A 19,144-nucleotide genomic window follows, 5' to 3' on the forward strand; every position below is an offset into this window, starting at 1 on the left:
TGATGATCGACCTGCGCAACATCTATCCCGCCCCCGAAGCACAACGCGCCGGCTTCACACTCGTCGGCATCGGCAAGCCACGGCGCGACGGCAACGGTCAGTCGATTTGAACCGTCCCGAACCCGAAAGATTGGGCCTGTACTGACGTCGCCTCCCGTTGAAGGATTGGCGTACCATGCACATCATCCAGCTCGCACGCTGCGCAATCGGCCAACATGAACGCGATCGATCGACCGTGATCGTCGGAACAGGACTGTATCGCGGCCGCTGCAAGGGATGCCGTGCGCCGATGATCAAGGGGCCGGAAGGCTGGCGCCTCGACCGCGAATCCGGAACCTGACCGCGCCACGCCCCCCGTCCTGGCCTCAAGCGGCCTAAACTTTATCTAGATCGCAGCGGCCGGTTCGCATGACTAGATCGGCGGCCATGCAGTCGCTTACTCATCTTGCCCGGCTAGAGGCCGAGAGCATCCATATCCTGCGCGAGGTTGTCGCCGAGGCGGAGCGTCCAGTGATGCTCTATTCGATCGGCAAGGACAGCGCGGTGATGCTCCACCTCGCCAAGAAGGCCTTCTACCCCGCTCCCCCGCCCTTCCCGCTGCTCCATGTCGACACGACCTGGAAGTTCCGCGACATGTATGCGCTGCGCGACAAGGCGGCGCGTGACGCGGGGATGGAGTTGCTGGTCCATCGCAACCCCGAAGCCGAGGCGCGCGGAATCAACCCGTTCGACCATGGCGGCCTCCACACCGACCTGTGGAAGACCGAGGGCCTGAAACAGGCGCTCGACAAGTACGGCTTCGACGCGGCGTTCGGCGGCGCACGGCGCGACGAGGAAAAGAGCCGCGCCAAGGAGCGCGTGTTCAGCTTCCGCTCGGCCAGCCATCGCTGGGATCCCAAGGCGCAGCGGCCCGAACTGTGGCGGCTCTACAATGCGAAGAAGGCGAAGGGCGAGAGCATCCGCGTCTTCCCGCTCTCCAACTGGACCGAGCTCGACATCTGGCAATATATCCGCGCGGAAGGGATCGAGATCGTCCCGCTCTATTTCGCGGCGCCGCGCCCGACGGTGGTTCGCGGCGGGCTGACGCTGATGGTCGATGATGACCGTTTTCCGCTGGACGGCGAAGTGCCGGTCGAACGATCGATCCGCTTCCGCACCCTGGGCTGCTACCCGCTGACCGGCGCGGTGGAGAGCGAGGCCGCAACGCTCGACGCGGTGATCCAGGAGATGCTGCTGACCACCACCAGCGAGCGTCAGGGCCGCGCGATCGACCACGATCAGGCCGCATCGATGGAGAAGAAGAAGCAGGAGGGCTATTTCTAATGACCTCCAGCTATCGCCCCGACGCGCTGATCGCGTCCGACATCGGCGCCTATCTGGCGCAGCATCAGTCCAAGTCGCTGCTCCGCTTCATCACCTGCGGATCGGTCGACGACGGCAAGTCCACGCTGATCGGCCGCCTGCTCTACGACAGCAAGATGATCTTCGAGGACCAGCTCGCCGCGCTGGAGGCCGACAGCAAGCGCGTCGGCACCCAGGGGCAGGAGATCGACTTCGCGCTGCTGGTCGATGGTCTCGCCGCCGAGCGCGAGCAGGGCATCACCATCGACGTCGCCTATCGCTTCTTCGCGACCGAGAAACGCAAGTTCATCGTCGCCGATACGCCGGGGCACGAGCAATATACCCGCAACATGGTGACGGGCGCCTCGACCGCCGACCTTGCCGTGATCCTGATCGATGCGCGCAAGGGCGTATTGACGCAGACGCGCCGCCACAGCTTCCTCGCCCATCTGATCGGCATCCGCCACATCGTGCTGGCGGTGAACAAGATGGACCTGGTCGGATATGATCAGGCGAAGTTCGACGACATCGTCGCCGACTATCGCGAATTCGCGACGAGCATCGGCATCGACGATTTCACCGCGATCCCGATCTCGGGCTTCAAGGGCGACAACATCACCGCAGCCAGCGCCAACACGCCCTGGTACACCGGCCCGGCGCTGATCGCGCATCTGGAGGAGGTTCCCGTCGGCGGCGGGGATGAGGACCGCGCGCTCCGGATGCCGGTGCAGTGGGTGAACCGCCCCAATCTCGACTTTCGCGGTTTTGCGGGAACGATCGCCAGCGGCACGGTGAAGCCGGGCGACAAGATCCGCGTCCTCCCCTCGGGCCGAACCAGCAGCGTCGCGCGCATCGTCACCCATGACGGCGATCTGGACGAGGCCGGGCGCGACCAGTCGGTCACGCTGACGCTGGCCGATGAGATCGACTGCTCGCGCGGCGACGTGATTGTCGCTGCAGGCGACCCGCCCGAGGTCGCCGACCAGTTCAGCGCGACGATCGTGTGGATGGACCAGCAGCCGATGCTGCCCGGCCGCAGCTATTGGCTGAAGCTGGGTACGCAGACGGTGAGCGCGACGATCCGCGAGCCCGAACACGCGATCGACGTCAACACGCTGGCCAAGCTGTCCGCGAAGACGCTGAGCCTCAACGACATCGGCGTCGCCGAAATCGCCACCGACCGCGGTGTCGTGTTCGAAGCCTATGCCGCGGGCCGGAATGGCCCGAACAAGGATCTCGGCGGGTTCATCCTGATCGACAAGATCACCAACGCAACCGTCGCGGCCGGGATGATCGACCACGCGCTGCGCCGTGCGCAGAATGTCCATTGGCAAGCAGTTGAAATCACCCGCGAGGCGCATGCCGCGCAAAAGGGCCAGCATCCGCGCCTGCTGTGGTTCACCGGCCTTTCGGGCTCGGGCAAGTCGACCATCGCCAATCTGGTCGAGAAGAAGCTGCACGCGATGGGCAAGCACAGCTTCCTGCTCGACGGCGACAATATCCGCCACGGCCTCAACCGTGACCTTGGCTTCAGCGATGCGGACCGCGTGGAGAATATCCGCCGCGTGGGCCAGGTCGCGAAGCTGATGGCCGATGCGGGGCTGATCGTGCTCACGGCGTTCATCTCGCCCTTCCGCGCCGAGCGCGAAATGGTGCGCAGCATGATTCCCGATGGCGAGTTCTTCGAGATCTTCATCGACACCCCGATCGAAGAAGCGGAGCGCCGCGACGTGAAGGGCCTCTACAAAAAGGCGCGTGCCGGTGAGATTGCCAATTTCACGGGTATATCAAGCCCCTACGAGGCACCTGACAATCCGGAGATTCGAATTATCACCAGTTTGATGACACCGGAGGAAGCTGCCGAATTGATCATCGAACGCATCCTCGGTATTTGGTCCCCAGTGTTATGACGCGCCGGTTTATCGCGCTTGTTTGCGGAGTAGAGTCTTGGGGGAGTTGGAAGTTCGCGAGTGGATCGCCTTTGGGATCCTCGCTGCGCTTTTTACGGGTGCCGCTGTGGCAGGACTGGTTTACCGCCAACGCGCGCATTGGCGTAAGCTCCGCATGGCGGGCAGTGCCGAGGCGAAACGCCGCGAACTGCAGAAACGCCGTTAAGCTGGCCCCCGCCCCGGTTCAGGCCGTGCGCGGATGACTGACGCCGAAGTTGCACGCGCCATCGCGGATGCGGCGGGCGCATTGTTGCTCCAGATCCAGGCTGAGGGCGCGGATGGCGATCGCGGAGACCGCGAGGCGAACCGGCTGATCCTCGACATGCTGCGCAGTATGCGGCCCGACGATCCGGTGCTGTCGGAGGAATCGGCGGACGATTCCGCCCGTCTCACCTCGCGCCGCGTGTGGATCGTCGATCCGCTCGACGGCACCCGCGAATTCGCCGAAGGGCGAGAGGATTGGGCGGTGCACATCGCGCTCGCGATCGATGGCGCAGCGGCCGTGGGCGCCGTGGCGCTTCCCCGCCGCGGCATCACGCTTTCGAGCGACGCGCCCCCTGCCCTGCCCCCCGCCGCCGACCCGCCGCGAATGCTGGTCAGCCGCACGCGCCCGAGCCAGCTCTGCGCCGCGGTATCGCAGGCGCTCGACGCCCCGACGCTCGGCATGGGTTCAGCCGGCGCCAAGGCGATGGCGGTGGTGCTGGGCGAAGCCGAGATCTACCTTCATTCGGGCGGCCAGCATCAATGGGACAATTGCGCGCCGGTCGCCGTCGCGCTCGCCGCAGGGCTCCACGCCTCGCGCATCGACGGATCGCCCCTGGTCTACAACCAGCCGGGATCGAGCGTTCCCGACCTGCTGATCTGCCGCCGCGAGCTTGCTGAATCGGTCCTCGAACAAGTTGCCAGATGCGACTTCTGATTCCCCGCGACTCGCGGATTCAGCACGAGTCGTGCTTTGACGAAGGTTACCGGGTAAGGTAAACAGCCCCTTGGCAAGGGGGCATGATGACGGCCGATTTCTGGTTCGTGACCGCGATGGGATTCAGCTTTGCTGCCTATGCGGTCTATCTGCTCGGGCTGCGGCGCGAGATCGTCCAGCCCAACCGGGCCTCATGGTTGATCTGGAGCGCATCGGCGGCGGTCGAGGCGCTCACCTACAACGCCGTGAACCCCGGTTCGCCGCAGAGCTGGGTGTTCCTGCTCTCCGCCGTCTGCTGCATCGTCGTCACGCTTGCATTGTGGCGACGGTCGAACTGGGCGCAGCCCAACACTGTCGAATCCCTGTGCATGGCCGCGTGCCTGGTCGCGCTGATCCTGTGGGTCGCGTTCCGGGAGACCTTCTGGGCACACATGCTGGTGGTCGCCGCGGTACCGATCAGCTTCTGGCCGACCTGGGCGAGCGTGTGGAAGGACCGCAGCCGCGAACGCTCCCCCGCCTGGGGGCTGTGGACGCTGGGCGACCTTGCCACGCTGCTGGTCGCCGCGCGCGCCGGCGGCACCGGGGTGGACGAATTCGCCTATATCTTCGTGGAGCTGGCCTGCCACGCCAGCATCTGGTTCATGATCGGCCTTGCCACGATCAACCCGCTGCGTTCGCTGGGTTCGGCGCGCGGCAACTTCCTGATCCTCGATCGCTACCGCCCCAACCGCAACCTGTTCGCGGTCGGCGACAACCATCTGGGCAAGGCCGTCTACGCCCGCTGCCGCTTCGCCGAGGGCGCCGAACTGATGCGCTTTACCGGCCGCCGTTTCCATGTGACGCAGGTGCCGAGCCTGATGCGCGGGAGCGAGGACCGCTTCGTCCAGGTGACGCCCGATCACTATATGGGACCGTCGGGGCAGCTCGACGATCTGGTCAACCACAGCTGCGACCCCAATGCCGGGCTGCGCTTTACCGAGGACGGCGTGATCCTGGTCGCGATCCGGGAAATCGGGTTCGGCGACGAGATCAGCTGGGACTATTCGACCACGCTGGCACAGTCCAACTGGCACATGATCTGCCAGTGCCGGTCGCCGGACTGCCGCCGCGTGATCGGCAATTTCGATACGCTGGAGCCGGACCGGCGCGAATTCTTCCGCGCCCGCAACCTCGTCGCGCCCTATCTGCGCCGCAAGGACGAACTGGCGCCGCCAAGGCGTGCCGGCTGGGGCTAGGCGATCAACGCCGCCGCACTGCGATCAGGGCGCGATCAATCTCAGCCGCAATCGCCTGCGAATCCGCATCGGACTTCGATCGCAGCACGTCACGGCGCGCGGCCAGCCGGGCGTCACGCGCAGCCTTTGGCAGGGCCGCAACCGCGACATATTCGCGTACCAACGCAACCCAGCGCGCATCGGGCGAGACAACATCCTCCGCGGTCCGCGCAAACGGGTAGCTGATCTGCCGCGTCCTGCCGTCCTTCTGCGAAAGAAAGAGCAGCAGCGTCATTCCCTTCGCGAAGATGTAGCGGTTGCAGCCGCCGTCGAAGGCATCCGGATTGGCCTCGACCAGCTCCGCCGGATCGCTGCGCGTTGCCTTGGCCTCACCCGCTTCGAGCCAGCCGGACATCTCGATCTGTGCCGGCAAGGCCTCCCCCTTGAGCAGGAGCAGCGGCGACAAAATGAGCCCGCGGCCTTCGGCGTAGGGCGGCCCGGCCGGGACCCCGGCATCGACCCGCGCCAGCACGATCGCATCGGCTTGCTCGACCAGCTCCAGCGTCGTCGGAACCCGATAGCCCGGCGCCATCGAACAGGCGGCGGCAGGCGCAGCAAGGCAAACAAAAGCGGCGGCGAGCATCGGGCGAAGTGACATCAGGCACGTCTAGCGGGGCGGACCAACGAGAGGCAAAGGGTACCGCGCCGTCAGGCAGCGATTCCCGTCTTCGCCGCATCTGCCGCCTGAAGCGTCAGCACCGCACGCGCGCCGGTCCCCCGGCCGTCGCTGCGCAACGCCAGGCTGCCGCCCATCGCAACCATCGAATTGGCGCACCAATGCAGGCCAAGCCCGCCCATCTTGCTGTCGCGGGTCGAAAAACCGCGCTGGAACAGCTTTGCCCCGGTTTCCGGATCGAACCCTTCGCCATCGTCGCGGATCATGATCTCGACCCTGCCGTCCTGCTCGCGGATCGTGACCGAGATGCTGCCGCTGCCATGGCCGGTCGCGGAGATCGCTTCGGCCGCATTGGCGAAGAGGTTGCCGACCACCTGGCTGAGCAGCACCTTGTTCGCCATCACCCATTGCGCCCGCGACGGGAAGTGGAAGGCGATCGAACTGCCGCCCGAATAGCGCGCGATCGTCGCATTGCGGGCGACAATGTCGGTGACGTCGCACGGATCGAGCGGCGGGCGTTCATGCGCCTGCTCCTGCTGCCGGCCGATGATCTCGAGTACATTCTGAAGCGCGTCCCGGCCGATCGCCATCTGACCGTCGCGTTCCTCGCGCGCCTGCGCCTCGTTGGCGAAGGCCGCGGCCAGGAAAGCGGCCAGCTTCTGCCGCCGCACCGCCGGAATATCCGCGTCCGCCAGTTCGGCGAGCGCGCGATCGACCAGCGCGCGGTCGGCGACCGGCACCAGCGCCAGCCCCTGGCTGAGCACCGTGCTGACCGGGTTCAGCGCGTTGCGGACATTATGCATCACCGCGACCGCGCTTTCGGACTGGCCGAGCTTGAACGACTGTGCCTCGACCTGCTCGCGCAGATCCTTGAGCTGGCTCAACATCCCGTTGAAGCTGTTGACCAGGCTGCCGATCTCGTCCCTGCGTGGCTTTTCGGTCAGCGGCAGCAGGTCGCCCGAGCGGCGCACGACGCCCATATGCCGCTCCACGCGATGCAATGGCTGCAGCACCAGCCGGGCGATCATCAGGCTGAGCACCATCATCACCACGAGCAGCAGCAACACCGTGCCGCCGACCGCGAACAGCAGCATGTTGCGTCCCAGCGCCGAAAGATCGCGCGACACCGAATAGGTGGCGCTTGCGACCGGGACGCCGCCAGGCCCGCGAACGGGCACCGCAACCGCCTGGCTGTATTCGTGCCGCGTTACCGTCGCGTCGGGCACCGGATGCGGCAGGTCGAGCACGGCCTTCACCTGCAACAAGGTCGACAGCTGTTGCGAGGTGAGGAGGCGCGCCATCACGACATGCCCGCGCGATTCTCCGGTGCCGTCGGTACGGCGGACCTGCGCGATGCCGATTGCGGCGATCTGGTCGCCGAGCCGGGCATAGAAGCTCGCCGAATTATCCTCCGCGAGCGCCCGGGCGAAATCGATCCGGCCGATCGCTTCGAGCAGACGGCCGCGCATCGCCGGCACGTCGCGGCCGCTATCGATGTCGAGCCAGCGGGCGATCACCACTTTGCCCTGCGGCGTCACATAGGCCATGCCGTTGACGCCGAGGTTGATCATCGCCGAGGTCGCGAAACTGTCTTCCTCGAACGCCTTGTTCGGCGCGCGCATATATTCGTAGCTCTCGCTCCAGTCGCCATAGTCGCGGACCGATGCCTCGACCTTGGAGGCATATTCGGTGAGCGCGGCGCGGGTACGCTCGATATGTCCCTCGACCGCCGTCCGTTCGAGCTGATCGAAGCCGGGGGTGATGACGAGCGCGAGCAGCAAGGTCACGGCGCCCGCGCCCAGCAGCGCGACGCCGGTCAGGATCGCGACCAGCTTTGCGCCAAGCGAAACGGGAATGCGCCGCCGCAGCCGCGCGAATGTGGTGCGCCAGCGCGGCATCAGCCCCGGGTGCCGTTACCCGGCACCGCCGTATCGGCTTCCGCGATCTCGGCCGGGTCGGCCGCCATGAACCGCTCATGCGCGAGCTCGACCGAGTCTTCGGCCTCCAGCGGCCGGGCGAGATAATAGCCCTGATAGTGGCTGCATCCGGCAAGCTGGAGCGCGCCCAGATGCGCTTCGGTCTCGACCCCTTCGGCGACGACCTCCAGCCCCAGGGCGCGGCCGAGATGGATGATCGAATGGACGATCGCCGCACTCTCCCGCTCCTTGCCCATGCCGTCGATGAAGCTGCGATCGATCTTGAGGCAATCGAGCGCGAACTTGCGGATATTGTAGAGCGAGGAATAGCCGGTGCCGAAATCGTCCAGCGCGATGCGGAACCCCATCTGGCGCAGGCGATAGAGCGTCTCCGCAGCCCGCTCGGCATTGTCGAAGATCGCGGTTTCGGTGATCTCGATCTGAAGCCGCTTCGGCTCGATCCCGGCGCGCTGGACGCGCTCGACGACATGGCCGACGAAATTCTGACGGCGGAACTGACGCGGACTGAAATTCACCGAGACATATTGTCCCGGCCATTGCTGAAGCATCCGCAGCGCTTCATCGAGCACCCAGTCGCCCAGTTCGTGAATGAGGTTCGATTCCTCGGCGATCGGAATGAACAGGCCGGGCGAGATATGGCCATATTCGGGACTGTTCCAGCGCAGCAGCGCCTCGAACGCGACGACCTCCAGCTGGTCGCGCGCGATGATCGGCTGATACATCAGGCGCAGCTCGCCATTGGCGATCGCCTGCGAAAGCCCGCCTTCGATCTGGCGGCGAAAGCGGATCGACTCGTCCATGCTCTCGTCGAACAATTTGACGACGCCGCGGCCGGCCTTCTTGGATTCATTGAGCGCGAGGTCAGCGCGGCGCATCACGTCGATCGGATCGTGCTGCATCCCCGGCTGCACGATGACGAGGCCGGCCGAGGCCGAGCCCTGAACCGAATGGCCGAACACGGTGAAGGTGGTCGAGCAGGCGAGCAGCAGGCGTTCGACCGCCATCACCGCCTCATCCTCACCGGTCACCTTCATCAGCACCGCGAACTCGTCGCCGCCGAGCCGGGCGACGAAGCCGCCCTCAGGCACCGATTCCTGCACGACGCCACACACCATGCGGATCAGTTCGTCGCCCGCAAGATGGCCGAACGTGTCGTTGACCAGCTTGAACCGGTCGAGGTCCATCATCGCCATCGCGAAGATATCCGGCCCGCGGACGTGATCGGTGAGCGCGCGCATGAAGGCGAGCCGGTTGGGCGCGTCGGTCAGGCTGTCGTGATTGGCGAGGTGCGTGGCCTTGCTCTCGTTCGCGGCGAGTTCCGCCTTCTGCTCCTCGAGCTGCGCCATCGCGAGAGCCAGCGCGCGATCGGCTTCCCAGCGATGGGCGAGCGCGGTCGCGGTCTGCACCACCTCCTCGGCCTGGAACGGCTTGGCGATGTAGAAGATCTTGTCCGCCGGGCCAGCGACGCGGCTGATCTCGAGCGGCGAGAAATCGGAAAAGCCGGTGACGATGACGAGATTGATGTCGGGATCGAGCGCGCGGATACGCTTCGCCGTCTCCTTGCCGTCGATCCCCGGTGGCATGCGCACGTCGATGAACGCGACCGCGAACCGCTCCCCGCGCGCCAGGCCCGCTGCCACTGCCTCGACGCCCTCGACGCCCTGCATGCAATGGACGGTCTCGAAACTGCCGGGTTCCTCCGCAGCCGCAGGCGCCGCGTCGTCGCCGAACAGCTCCGCCGCCATCGCGTCGAGCGCGGCACCCTGATCCCCGCCCGTGCGTCTGAAGCACTGGCGATAGGATTGGTGCATCCCCGGCTCGTCATCCACGATCAGAATGCGCAAGGCGAACTCCCCTTCTTCAGCCCTTGCGATGGCGTAAGCATACAGGGTTAAGGGGCGGTAAAAGGGTTAACGCCGGACCAACGCGCCGCGCAGGCGAGCGTAACCTTCCTGCAACAGTCGCAAGCCGAACCGTGATTGGGAACGTTCTCATTCACCCGAGCGCTATTCAGCCAGAATGAAACCGGTTACATTTTTCAGGCAAAGAACATAAGAGCCCGACGCCGAGTCGTTTCGAGTCGCGAGACACCGGTGAAGGTAAACGTTGTCACGCTAGTGTAACAAGGGGGGATGCAGTGAAATCAATCCATAACGGCAAGACCAGTGCGGTTCGCGCTTCGCGGATTCGTGCGGCGGCAGTCGCGCTCGCCTGGACGAGCGGCACCGCAGCGCTGGCGATCGGTGTCGCCGCCCCCGCCCAGGCGCAGGTCTCTTCGTCGCTGCGCGGCAAGGTGACCGCCGAGGGCGGCGTCAGCCAGGTCACGATCGTCAACGTCGATACCGGCTTCACCCGCACCAGCACGCCGACCGCCGATGGCGGCTACCAGTTCGCCTCGCTCCCCCCCGGTAACTACCGGCTGGAAGTGACGACCCCCAGCGGCGTGCGCCGCACCGACGAATTCCGTCTCGCGGTCGCACAGAACGCCGAGTTCGATTTCGATCTCTCGACGCCCGACGTCAGCACCCCGGGCGGTGAAGAGGTCATCATCACCGGCGGCCGCATCCGTTCGATGCAGGGCGGCGAAGTCGGCACGACGATCTCGCAACGCCTGATCCAGCAGTTGCCGCAGTATAACCGCAACTTCATGGCCTTCGCCGACCTCGCGCCTGGCGTTCAGTTCCTCACCAACAGCAGCGGCCAGTCGCGTCTGCAGGGCGGCGCCCAGAATTCCAACTCCGTCAACATCTTCATCGATGGCGTTGGCCAGAAGGACTATGTCCTGAAGAACGGCGTCACCGGCCAGGATTCGACCGCGGGCAACCCCTTCCCCCAGTCGGCGATCGGCGAGTACCGGGTCATCAGCTCGAACTACAAGGCCGAGTTCGACCAGGTCAGCTCGGTCGCGATCACTGCGGTGACCAAGTCGGGCACCAACAAGTTCGAGGGGTCGGGTTTTGTCGACTTTTCGAACGAGGATCTGCGCGACGCGCGCCCGATCGAGTTCATGCCGGCGAACGCAACCGGCAAGAAGGTGCGGAGCAAGGATCTCCACTTCGGCGGCACGCTCGGCGGCCCGATCATCAAGGACGTCCTGCACTTCTTCGCGGCCTATGAGGGCAAGCGCATTTACTTCCCGCGCGACGTCACGATTCCCGCGACGCTGAGCTCGGCCCTCCCGCTGGTCCCTGCCAGCCTCGCCGCGAACTACGGCTCGTTCACCGAGGAGTTCAACGAGAACCTGTATTTCGGCAAAATCAACTTCACGCCCGGCGAGCGCGACCTGTTCGAATTCTCGGGCAAGTATCGCGACGAATCGGGTGAGCAGTTCAACAGCGGCATCGCCGCCTATGAGACCCGCACCATCGCCCGCGTGAAGGAAATTCGCGGCCTCGCGCGCTGGGAGCATACCGCCGACAGCTGGGTCAACGACTTCAAGGTCGCCTATGAGGACGTTGAGTGGAACCCGCGTCCGTTTACGGAAGCGAACCGCAACGTCTATCGCGTGCGTATTCCCGATCCGTCGCGGCCGGGCAGCTTCCTCGACGGCAACATCCTGGAAACCGGTGGCGGCACCAACTACCAGAACAAGGGCCAAAAGGGCTGGCAGATCTCGAACGACTTCACCTACACGGGGCTTGAAGGGCACACCTTCAAGGTCGGCGTGAAGGCGAAGTGGATCACGCTCAACTCGCTGCAGCTCAACGGCTTCAACCCGACGTTCCGCTACTTCACGCCGCTGGGCGCGACGACGCTCAACACGACGTTGCCGTACCAGATGACCTTCCAGGCGCTGGCGGGCGGCTTCACCGATGCGCGGATCAGCTCGAAGAACTTCCAGTTCGGCATCTATGCACAGGACGATTGGGACGTCACCGATCGCCTGACCGTCAACCTCGGCCTGCGCTGGGATTATGAGCGCACGCCGGCGTTCCTCGACTATGTCCACCCGGCGGCGCAGGTCGCGGCAGTCAGCCCGGCCAATTATCCGAACCTCAACGGCGCCAACTACAACATCAACGATTACATCTCGACGGGCAAGGAACGTAAGGCGTTCACCGGCGCCTTCCAGCCGCGCATCGGCTTCAACTACAAGCTCGACGAAGCGGGACGCTTCTCGGTCTATGGCGGTTTCGGCCGCTCGTACGACCGCACCCAGTTCGACTTCATCCAGCAGGAACTGGCGCAGGGCCAGGCGGCGAACCGCACGTTCAACTTCAACGTCCCGGGCGATACGGTGAACGTCTGCACGCCGAGCGTGACCTGCATCGCCTACAACGCCAGCTATCAGACCGCGGCCGGGCGCGCCGCGCTCATCGCGGGCCTGCCGGCGGGTGCGGGACGCGAACTGCGCTTCATCAAGAACGACATCAAGATGCCGTACTCCGACCAGTACAGCCTGGGTCTGCGCGGCAATTTCAACCTGCTCGAAGTCGAAGTCGGCTATTCGCACGTCGAAAGCCGCGACGGCTTCGTCTACATGCTGGGCAACCGTCGTCCGGGCGGCCTGTTCTTCCCGGCGACCGGCGCACCGGACTCGCCGTTCACCTCCACGCCTGCGCCGTTCGGGTCGATCATCATCGGCGACAACGGTCTGGAGACCAACGCCGACACCGCCTTCCTGAAGCTCATCAAGCGCTACACCAAGGCATCGCCGTGGAGCATCGACGCCACCTACACCTATACCAAGGCGAACGAGAACCGGCAGTTCGGCGAGACCTTCGCGCTCGATTACGAAGACATCAGCGACTATCCCTTCCGTCCGTCGGCGGGCGTGCGCAGCCATCGCTTCGTGATGGCGGGCACGGTCGACGTGCCGGGCGGCATCACGCTCGCGACCAAGTTCCAGATCGCCTCGCCGATCTGGCTGAAGCGCTTCGTAACGACGCCGGGCGTCGGCCAGCCGGGCACGAAGGACGTCGTCGCGATCGAGTCGGACGGCAATGGCGACCGCTGGGGCTATCGCCAGATGGACCTGTCGGCGACCAAGGAGCTCAAGCTGGGCTTCCTGAACGACGACGCACGGGTCTGGGTGCGTGTCGACATCATCAACCTGTTCAACGACTATAACTATAACGGCTTCAACGCCACGACGGGTCTGCGCGATCCGAACAACTTCAACATCGACGGTCCGCCGCGGACCGTGAAGCTGTCGACCGGCTTCAACTTCTAATCACCCACTCCTTTCAGGGCGTGCGGCCGGGTACCCCCCGCCCGCACGCCCTTTTCTTTGCGCGTATGAGATCGTTCCCGGCCAGCGGCGCGCCAAGGCGGGCCTGAAGGCGCCTGTCCCGCCCATCCCGGCGTCAGGAGGCCAGCGGCGCCTCCCTGCGCACCGCACGGGCAGATTCCGGGGATATATGAGAATGCGCGGACCAGATGCGCAGGCGTCGCCCGCGCATTTCAATGCCCAGTCGCCAGAAACAACAAAGCCCCGCCTGGTCGTGAGACCTGGCGGGGCTTTGAATGGCGCGCCCGGAACGATTCGAACGTCCGACCCTCAGATTCGTAGTCTGATGCTCTATCCAGCTGAGCTACGGGCGCGCAGTGGAGGGGCGCAGATAGAAGCGCTTTTCGGGAAAGGCAACCCCGTTGCGCACAGTTTCTTCACATCATAGACAAACCCGCGATGCGACGCTCGTTTTTCCTCTCCGCACTGGTCATGCCGATCGGCATGCTGGCCGCCTGTACCGCCACCGATACAGGCTATCCCTCCCTCCTGCCCCGCCCGATCGAGAGCCGCGACGATAGCGAACCCGTGCGTCCCGATCCGGTCGCGGCGCCCGATTCCGCGCTCGATGCGCGCATCGCGCAGACGCGCGCGAAGGCGGCGGACGCAGCGAAGCGCTTCCAGTCGACTGCCGCCACAACCGAATCGCGCGTGGCGGTCGCACGTGGCGTTGCCATGGGCAGCGAAGCCTGGGTCGCCGCGCAGATCGCGCTCGCGGATCTCGACGCCGTGCGCGGCGAGACGGTCGAGCTGGTCACCCTGTTGGAGCAGGAGGCCAGCGCACGCGCACAGGCGGGCACTCCGGCCTATCCCGCACTCAATGACGCAATCGACGAAATCGCCGCGCACGCGCTCGCACAGGCCAAACGCGTCAAGGTTCTCGAGGGCGCGCTGGCGAGCTGATCTCTACCCACGCGCGGAAACGCAGGGTTCCCGAATCGTTGTTTGACCGCGCGGTCCGGCACGCCGACAATCCGCGCGGTTTTCCGACACAGGGGAGTTTCATCATGCGTCTCGTCCTCGCCGCCTTCGCGGCCAGCATCGCCATTGCCACGCCGATCGTCGCCCAGCAGCAGATGCAGCTGCCGGGATCGAAGAACAAGGCCGCGATCACCGGCGGCAGCTACACCGTCGATCCCGGACACACTTTGGTTCGCTGGGAAGTCGATCATTTCGGCTTCACCCCCTATTGGGGTCTGTTCGGCGGCATCACCGGCACCGCGACCTTCGACAAGGCGAATCCGGCGGCCTCAAAGGTCGACATCACCATTCCCGTGTCGAAGGTGATCACCGCGAACGAAGGCCTGACCGGCCATCTGCTCCGCGCGGGCAAGGACGGCGGCAAGCCCGACTTCTTCGGCCCCGCCCCCGCCGACGCGAAGTTCATCTCCACCAATGTCGTGATCGACGAGGATGGCGACGAAGCGAAGGTGACGGGCAACCTCACGCTCAACGGCGTGACCAAGGCCGTGACGCTCGACGTCGACTTCTATGGTGCGGGCAAGACCCCGGCTCAGATGGGCGGCAAGGAGAATGTCGGGTTCGAGGCGGAGGTGACGATCCGCCGCAGCGATTTCGGCATCACCTATGCCATCCCGCTGGTCAGCGACGCGGTCGATCTCAAGATCGCAGCCGCCTTCGTGAAATAATCTGGCGTCGAATGGGCGCGATCAAGAAATAGTTCTTTCCCCGCGCGCGCCATGCGGGCTATGGGCGTCGGCATGACCGGCGTTCATGGCCTGCTTCGACTTGCACGACTTACGCGCCCTTAGGGCGTGAACCAGCGCGGCTGCGCCGCGCACACGGCCTAAGGGCGAAACCGCAACCCGAAAGCCGCCCGTACCGGGCACCAAGTCCTGCAAGAGTTGAAGCCATGACCATGTTGCGCGATCCCAGCGTCAAGTACCGCCCCTTCCCGCAGATCGATCTGCCCGACCGGCAATGGCCTTCGCGGACGATCACCCGGGCGCCGCGCTGGCTGTCCACCGACATGCGCGACGGCAATCAGGCGCTGATCGATCCGATGGACGCGGAGAAGAAGACCCGCTTCTTCGAACTGCTCTGCCGTGTCGGCATCAAGGAGATCGAGGTCGGTTTCCCCAGCGCGGGTGCGACCGAGTTCGACTTCATCTCCGGCCTCGTCCGCGACAATCGCATTCCCGGCGATGTGACGGTGCAGGTGCTGACTCAGGCCCGGCGCGACCTCATTGAAACGACGTTCGAGAGCCTGCGCGGCGCCAAGACCGGCATCGTCCATGTCTACAATGCGGTCTCGCCGGCCTGGCGCAAGATCGTCTTCGGCATGGACCGCGCCGAGGTGAAGCAGATCGCCATCGACGCGGCGAAGCTGCTGCGCGACAACGCCGCCGCTCAGCCCGACACCGACTGGCATTTCCAATATTCACCCGAGACCTTCTCGACCGCCGAGATCGATTTCTCGGTCGAGGTGTGCGCGGCGGTCATGGACGTGCTGCAGCCCACGGTCGAGTGCCCGATCATCTTCAACCTGCCCGCGACGGTCGAGTGCGCGACGCCCAATATCTATGCCGACCAGATCGAGTATTTCTGCCGCAACATCCCCAACCGGGATGCGGTGGTGGTGTCGCTGCACACGCATAACGACCGCGGCACCGGCGTCGCGGCGGCGGAGCTCGGCATGATGGCCGGCGCGGACCGCGTCGAGGGCTGCCTGCTCGGCAATGGCGAGCGCACCGGCAATTGCGACCTCGTGACCGTTGCGATGAACATGTACACGCAGGGCGTCGATCCCGGCCTCGATTTCTCGGACATCGACGAGATCGTGAAGACGGTCGAATATTGCACCAACATCCCGGTCCATCCGCGCACGCCCTATGCCGGCGACCTGGTGTTCACCGCCTTTTCGGGCAGCCATCAGGACGCGATCAAGAAGGGCTTTGCCGCGCAGGAAGCCCGCAACGACCAGATCTGGGAAGTTCCCTACCTGCCGATCGATCCCGCCGATCTCGGCCGCAGCTATGAGGCGGTGATCCGCGTCAACTCGCAGTCGGGCAAGGGCGGCGTCGCCTGGGTGCTGGAGCAGGACAAGGGCCTCAAGCTCCCCAAGCGCCTCCAGGCCGATTTCAGCCGCCACGTCCAGCGCGTCGCGGACGAGAGCAGCCGCGAGCTCAACGCGCAGGATATCTGGGCGACCTTCGTCGAGACCTATCGGCTCGAGCATCCGCAGCGCTTCACCCTGGGCGCCTATGACGAGACGCGAGCGACCAATGGCGAGCGCATCTTCGCCGGGGTGATCGAGGTGGATGGCGTGCAGCAGTCGGTCAGCGGCCGCGGCAACGGCCTGATCTCCAGCGTCGTCGCGGCGATGCGCGAGGGCTTCGGGGTCGATCTCGACATCGCCGACTATGCCGAACATGCGATCGGCCACGGCACCGGCGTACAGGCCGCCGCCTATGTCGAATGCCGCACCGCCGACGGCCAAACCGTCTGGGGCGTGGGCATCGACGAGGATGTCGCCACCGCCAGCGTCCGCGCGGTGCTTAGCGCCGCGGGCGCGGTTCACTAACCCAGCTCGTCACCCCGGCCTTGTGCCGGGGTCCACCGCGCGGCAAACGCTGCGCTCAAGATTTCAGGGCATCGCCTGCCCGACCGTGGACCCCGGCACAAGGCCGGGGTGACGGTGAGTAAGTAGGACTGGACATGCAGCGCTCTCCCCTCGCCCCGCTCGGCTTCCCCTACCTTCCGCCCGTCGCGGGCGTGACGCTGCGGGTCGCCCGTGCGCACTACAAGACCTGGGACCGCTGCGACCTGACCTTCGTCACCCTCGACGAGGGTACCAGCGTGGCCGGCGTGACAACCACCAGCAAATGCCCCTCGCCGGAAGTCGAATGGTGCCGTGAGGCGCTGGTGCTGGGCAAGGCGCGCGCACTGGTCGTGAACGCCGGCAACAGCAACGCCTTCACCGGCAATCGCGGCCGCGCGGCGGTCGAGGCGATCGCGGCGCGGGTCGCGGGACATCTGAACTGCCAGCCCTCGGACGTGTTCGTCTCCTCGACCGGCGTGATCGGCGTGCCGCTCCCGATCGACAAGGCCGAAGCCGGGCTCGACGCCGCCTTCGCCGCGGAGCCGTGCGGCTGGGAAGATGTCGCCAAGACCATCGGCACCACCGACACCTTTGAAAAGGGCGCCATCACCACCGCGGTGGTCGGCGGCAAGACCGTCAGCCTCGTCGGCGTCATCAAGGGATCGGGCATGATCGCGCCCGACATGGCGACGATGCTTGGCTATGTCTTCACCGACGCGGCGGTCGATCCCGCCTTCCTCCAGCGCGCACTGTCGGAAGCGAACACGCGCAGCTTCTCGTGCATAACGGTCGACAGCGACACCTCGACCAGCGACACCGTTCTCGCCTTCGCCACCGGCAAGGCGGACAACGCGCCGCTCACCGATGATGACAGCGACGGCGCCGACGCCTTCCGCGCCGCCCTGTCCGACCTGTGCCTGCGCCTAGCCCATCTCGTCGTGCGTGACGGCGAGGGCGCGTCCAAGTTCATCCGGATCGATGTCGACGGCGCCGAGAATGACGCCAGCGCCCATCGCATCGCGCTCAGCGTCGCCAACTCGCCACTGGTGAAGACCGCAATCGCGGGCGAGGACGCCAATTGGGGGCGTATCGTCATGGCCGTGGGCAAGGCCGGCGAACCCGCCGACCGCGACCGGCTGGGCATCACCTTCGGCGGGGTGCGGGTGGCATCGGGCGGCCTCGCGGTCGAAGGCTATGACGAAGCCCCGGTCGCGGCGCATCTGAAGGGGGAGGAGATCGAGATCGGCATCGAGCTGGGCCTGGGCGAAGGCCGCGCCACGGTGTGGACCTGCGACCTGACGCATGGCTATATCTCGATCAACGCGGACTATCGGAGCTGAGGCCGGCGCTTACCTGAACCTAGGATAAGCCTGCCGTCGCCACGGGTTCAGACCCGAGGGCGTATCCAGAGTCGTCGCCCGTCGCGGGACGGGCAGATCATGGAGAGCAGACATGCGAATCTTGATTCTAGCAGCGACGCTGGGTGCCAGCGTGCTTGCGACGACCGCTCCGGCCGAAGCGCAATATTATGGTTCCAGGCATCGCGAGGTCCGGCAGGAGCAGCGAGAATGCCAGCGCGAGCTGCGCCACGCCCGCAACCGCTACGAATATCGCCGCGAACTGCGCGAATGCCGCCGCGAGATTTCGCGCGCCCGCGCCGGCTATCGCGACCATGATCGCTGGGGTGACCACCGCGATCGGCGCTGGAGGGACCGCCACGACCGGTATGATCGCTATGACCGGTACGATCACTACGGCCGTCGTTACTGATCGCTGAAATGAAGACGGGCGGGGCCACCATTGCTCCGCCCGGTCTCGTCGCGATCGGCGCCGTCTATGCCGAACGGCATGACTATTGGCGCGATTGAATAGCGAAACGGGGGCCGGATCACGGGCCCCCGATCAGGACAGGACGGGCCGACGGATCAGCCGGCCTGGGCCGCTGCGCCCGTGTCGACGACGCTTTCGATCCACGCCTTGAGCTTGGACTTGGTCGAGATGTCCTGAATGCCGACCTGCTGGGCGATCTTCTGGCCGTCCTTGTAGACGAACAGGGTCGGGATGCCGCGGATGCCGAGGCTGCCCGGCGTATCAGGATTCTCCTCGATGTTGAGCTTGGCGATCGTCACCTTGTCGGCCAGTTCTTCGGCCAGCTCCTCCAGGCTCGGCCCGATGATCTTGCACGGCCCGCACCACTCGGCCCAGAAATCGACGAGGACGGGCTTGTCCGACTGAAGAACGTCGGCTTCGAAGCTTGCATCGGTAACGGCCTTGGCCATTTCAAAATCTCCTTTGTGTTGGTTGCAAATTAGGGAG

14 protein-coding genes and 1 tRNA gene are annotated in these 19,144 nt (G+C 65.4%); 10 read left to right on the forward strand and 5 right to left on the reverse strand.

The window, feature by feature from the left end; translation table 11 throughout:
• Positions 1–408 precede the first annotated feature (408 nt).
• The 4 genes from cysD (at position 409) to AC07TU_RS20035 (ending at position 5,444) form a co-directional block, all read left to right on the forward strand.
• On the forward strand, positions 409–1,323 hold the full coding sequence (cysD, locus tag AC07TU_RS20020) for a sulfate adenylyltransferase subunit CysD (protein WP_495189700.1): 915 nt from the start codon (positions 409–411) through the stop codon (positions 1,321–1,323).
• Positions 1,323–3,251, forward strand: coding sequence for a sulfate adenylyltransferase subunit CysN (cysN, locus tag AC07TU_RS20025; RefSeq protein ID WP_495189701.1), 1,929 nt, complete (start codon positions 1,323–1,325; stop codon positions 3,249–3,251). Before cysD ends, cysN begins: the two co-directional genes overlap by 1 nt.
• 238 nt (positions 3,252–3,489) lie before the next feature.
• Entirely contained in the window at positions 3,490–4,209 is a 720-nt protein-coding gene (locus AC07TU_RS20030) for a 3'(2'),5'-bisphosphate nucleotidase CysQ (RefSeq protein ID WP_495189702.1), read from the forward strand.
• Between the two features lie 86 nt (positions 4,210–4,295).
• Positions 4,296–5,444 carry an SET domain-containing protein-lysine N-methyltransferase gene (locus AC07TU_RS20035; protein ID WP_495189703.1) on the forward strand — a complete coding sequence of 383 codons (1,149 nt, stop codon included), beginning with the start codon at positions 4,296–4,298 and terminating at the stop codon, positions 5,442–5,444.
• Between the two features lie 4 nt (positions 5,445–5,448).
• Here the strand turns inward: AC07TU_RS20035 and AC07TU_RS20040 are convergent, their stop codons facing one another.
• The 3 genes from AC07TU_RS20040 to AC07TU_RS20050 are packed head-to-tail and all read right to left on the reverse strand — an operon-like array spanning position 5,449 to position 9,880.
• Entirely contained in the window at positions 5,449–6,081 is a 633-nt protein-coding gene (locus AC07TU_RS20040) for a hypothetical protein (protein ID WP_495189704.1), read from the reverse strand.
• Positions 6,082–6,131: 50 nt separating this feature from the next.
• Positions 6,132–7,997: a sensor histidine kinase gene (locus tag AC07TU_RS20045; protein ID WP_495189705.1), complete on the reverse strand. Its 1,866-nt coding sequence runs from the start codon at positions 7,995–7,997 to the stop codon at positions 6,132–6,134.
• A complete protein-coding gene (locus AC07TU_RS20050) occupies positions 7,997–9,880 on the reverse strand; it encodes a putative bifunctional diguanylate cyclase/phosphodiesterase (RefSeq protein ID WP_495189706.1) in 1,884 nt (627 codons plus the stop codon). Before AC07TU_RS20050 ends, AC07TU_RS20045 begins: the two co-directional genes overlap by 1 nt.
• Before the next feature lie 293 nt (positions 9,881–10,173).
• Between AC07TU_RS20050 and AC07TU_RS20055 the strand changes: the two genes are divergently transcribed.
• Complete coding sequence (locus AC07TU_RS20055) at positions 10,174–13,209, forward strand: TonB-dependent receptor domain-containing protein (protein ID WP_495189707.1); 3,036 nt, start codon at positions 10,174–10,176, stop codon at positions 13,207–13,209.
• A 294-nt stretch (positions 13,210–13,503) separates the two neighbouring features.
• On the opposite strand, the gene AC07TU_RS20060 is transcribed toward AC07TU_RS20055, so the two are convergent.
• Positions 13,504–13,580 (reverse strand) — tRNA-Arg (locus AC07TU_RS20060).
• A gap of 85 nt (positions 13,581–13,665) precedes the next feature.
• On the opposite strand from AC07TU_RS20060, the gene AC07TU_RS20065 reads away from it, so the two are divergent.
• The 5 genes from AC07TU_RS20065 (at position 13,666) to AC07TU_RS20085 (ending at position 18,598) form a co-directional block, all read left to right on the forward strand.
• Entirely contained in the window at positions 13,666–14,169 is a 504-nt protein-coding gene (locus tag AC07TU_RS20065; protein ID WP_495189708.1) for a hypothetical protein, read from the forward strand.
• A 104-nt stretch (positions 14,170–14,273) separates the two neighbouring features.
• Positions 14,274–14,915, forward strand: a complete 642-nt coding sequence (locus AC07TU_RS20070; protein WP_495189709.1) for a YceI family protein — start codon at positions 14,274–14,276, stop codon at positions 14,913–14,915.
• 230 nt (positions 14,916–15,145) lie between these two features.
• Positions 15,146–16,810, forward strand: coding sequence for a 2-isopropylmalate synthase (leuA, locus tag AC07TU_RS20075; protein ID WP_495189763.1), 1,665 nt, complete (start codon positions 15,146–15,148; stop codon positions 16,808–16,810).
• A gap of 134 nt (positions 16,811–16,944) precedes the next feature.
• Positions 16,945–18,168 (forward strand): bifunctional glutamate N-acetyltransferase/amino-acid acetyltransferase ArgJ, encoded by a 1,224-nt coding sequence (gene argJ / locus AC07TU_RS20080; protein WP_495189710.1) that lies wholly within the window; start codon positions 16,945–16,947, stop codon positions 18,166–18,168.
• A 112-nt stretch (positions 18,169–18,280) separates the two neighbouring features.
• Complete coding sequence (locus AC07TU_RS20085; RefSeq protein WP_495189711.1) at positions 18,281–18,598, forward strand: hypothetical protein; 318 nt, start codon at positions 18,281–18,283, stop codon at positions 18,596–18,598.
• Between the two features lie 155 nt (positions 18,599–18,753).
• Here AC07TU_RS20085 and trxA read toward each other — a convergent pair whose 3' ends face one another.
• Positions 18,754–19,107, reverse strand: a complete 354-nt coding sequence (gene trxA / locus AC07TU_RS20090) for a thioredoxin (RefSeq protein WP_495189712.1) — start codon at positions 19,105–19,107, stop codon at positions 18,754–18,756.
• Positions 19,108–19,144 lie beyond the last annotated feature (37 nt).

Source organism: Sphingomonas sp. GW821-FHT03E12, assembly GCF_059420685.1.

Bases quoted from the DNA above. Each gene is read 5' to 3' on its own strand.
- AC07TU_RS20045 (WP_495189705.1), bottom strand. From the start codon at position 7,997: ATGCCGCGCTGGCGCACCACATTCGCGCGGCTGCGGCGGCGCATTCCC.
- leuA (WP_495189763.1), top strand. From the start codon at position 15,146: ATGTTGCGCGATCCCAGCGTCAAGTACCGCCCCTTCCCGCAGATCGAT.
- AC07TU_RS20070 (WP_495189709.1), top strand. From the start codon at position 14,274: ATGCGTCTCGTCCTCGCCGCCTTCGCGGCCAGCATCGCCATTGCCACG.
- AC07TU_RS20030 (WP_495189702.1), top strand. From the start codon at position 3,490: ATGACTGACGCCGAAGTTGCACGCGCCATCGCGGATGCGGCGGGCGCA.
- cysD (WP_495189700.1), top strand. From the start codon at position 409: ATGACTAGATCGGCGGCCATGCAGTCGCTTACTCATCTTGCCCGGCTA.
- AC07TU_RS20085 (WP_495189711.1), top strand. From the start codon at position 18,281: ATGCGAATCTTGATTCTAGCAGCGACGCTGGGTGCCAGCGTGCTTGCG.
- AC07TU_RS20040 (WP_495189704.1), bottom strand. From the start codon at position 6,081: ATGTCACTTCGCCCGATGCTCGCCGCCGCTTTTGTTTGCCTTGCTGCG.
- AC07TU_RS20035 (WP_495189703.1), top strand. From the start codon at position 4,296: ATGACGGCCGATTTCTGGTTCGTGACCGCGATGGGATTCAGCTTTGCT.
- argJ (WP_495189710.1), top strand. From the start codon at position 16,945: ATGCAGCGCTCTCCCCTCGCCCCGCTCGGCTTCCCCTACCTTCCGCCC.
- cysN (WP_495189701.1), top strand. From the start codon at position 1,323: ATGACCTCCAGCTATCGCCCCGACGCGCTGATCGCGTCCGACATCGGC.
- AC07TU_RS20065 (WP_495189708.1), top strand. From the start codon at position 13,666: ATGCGACGCTCGTTTTTCCTCTCCGCACTGGTCATGCCGATCGGCATG.
- trxA (WP_495189712.1), bottom strand. From the start codon at position 19,107: ATGGCCAAGGCCGTTACCGATGCAAGCTTCGAAGCCGACGTTCTTCAG.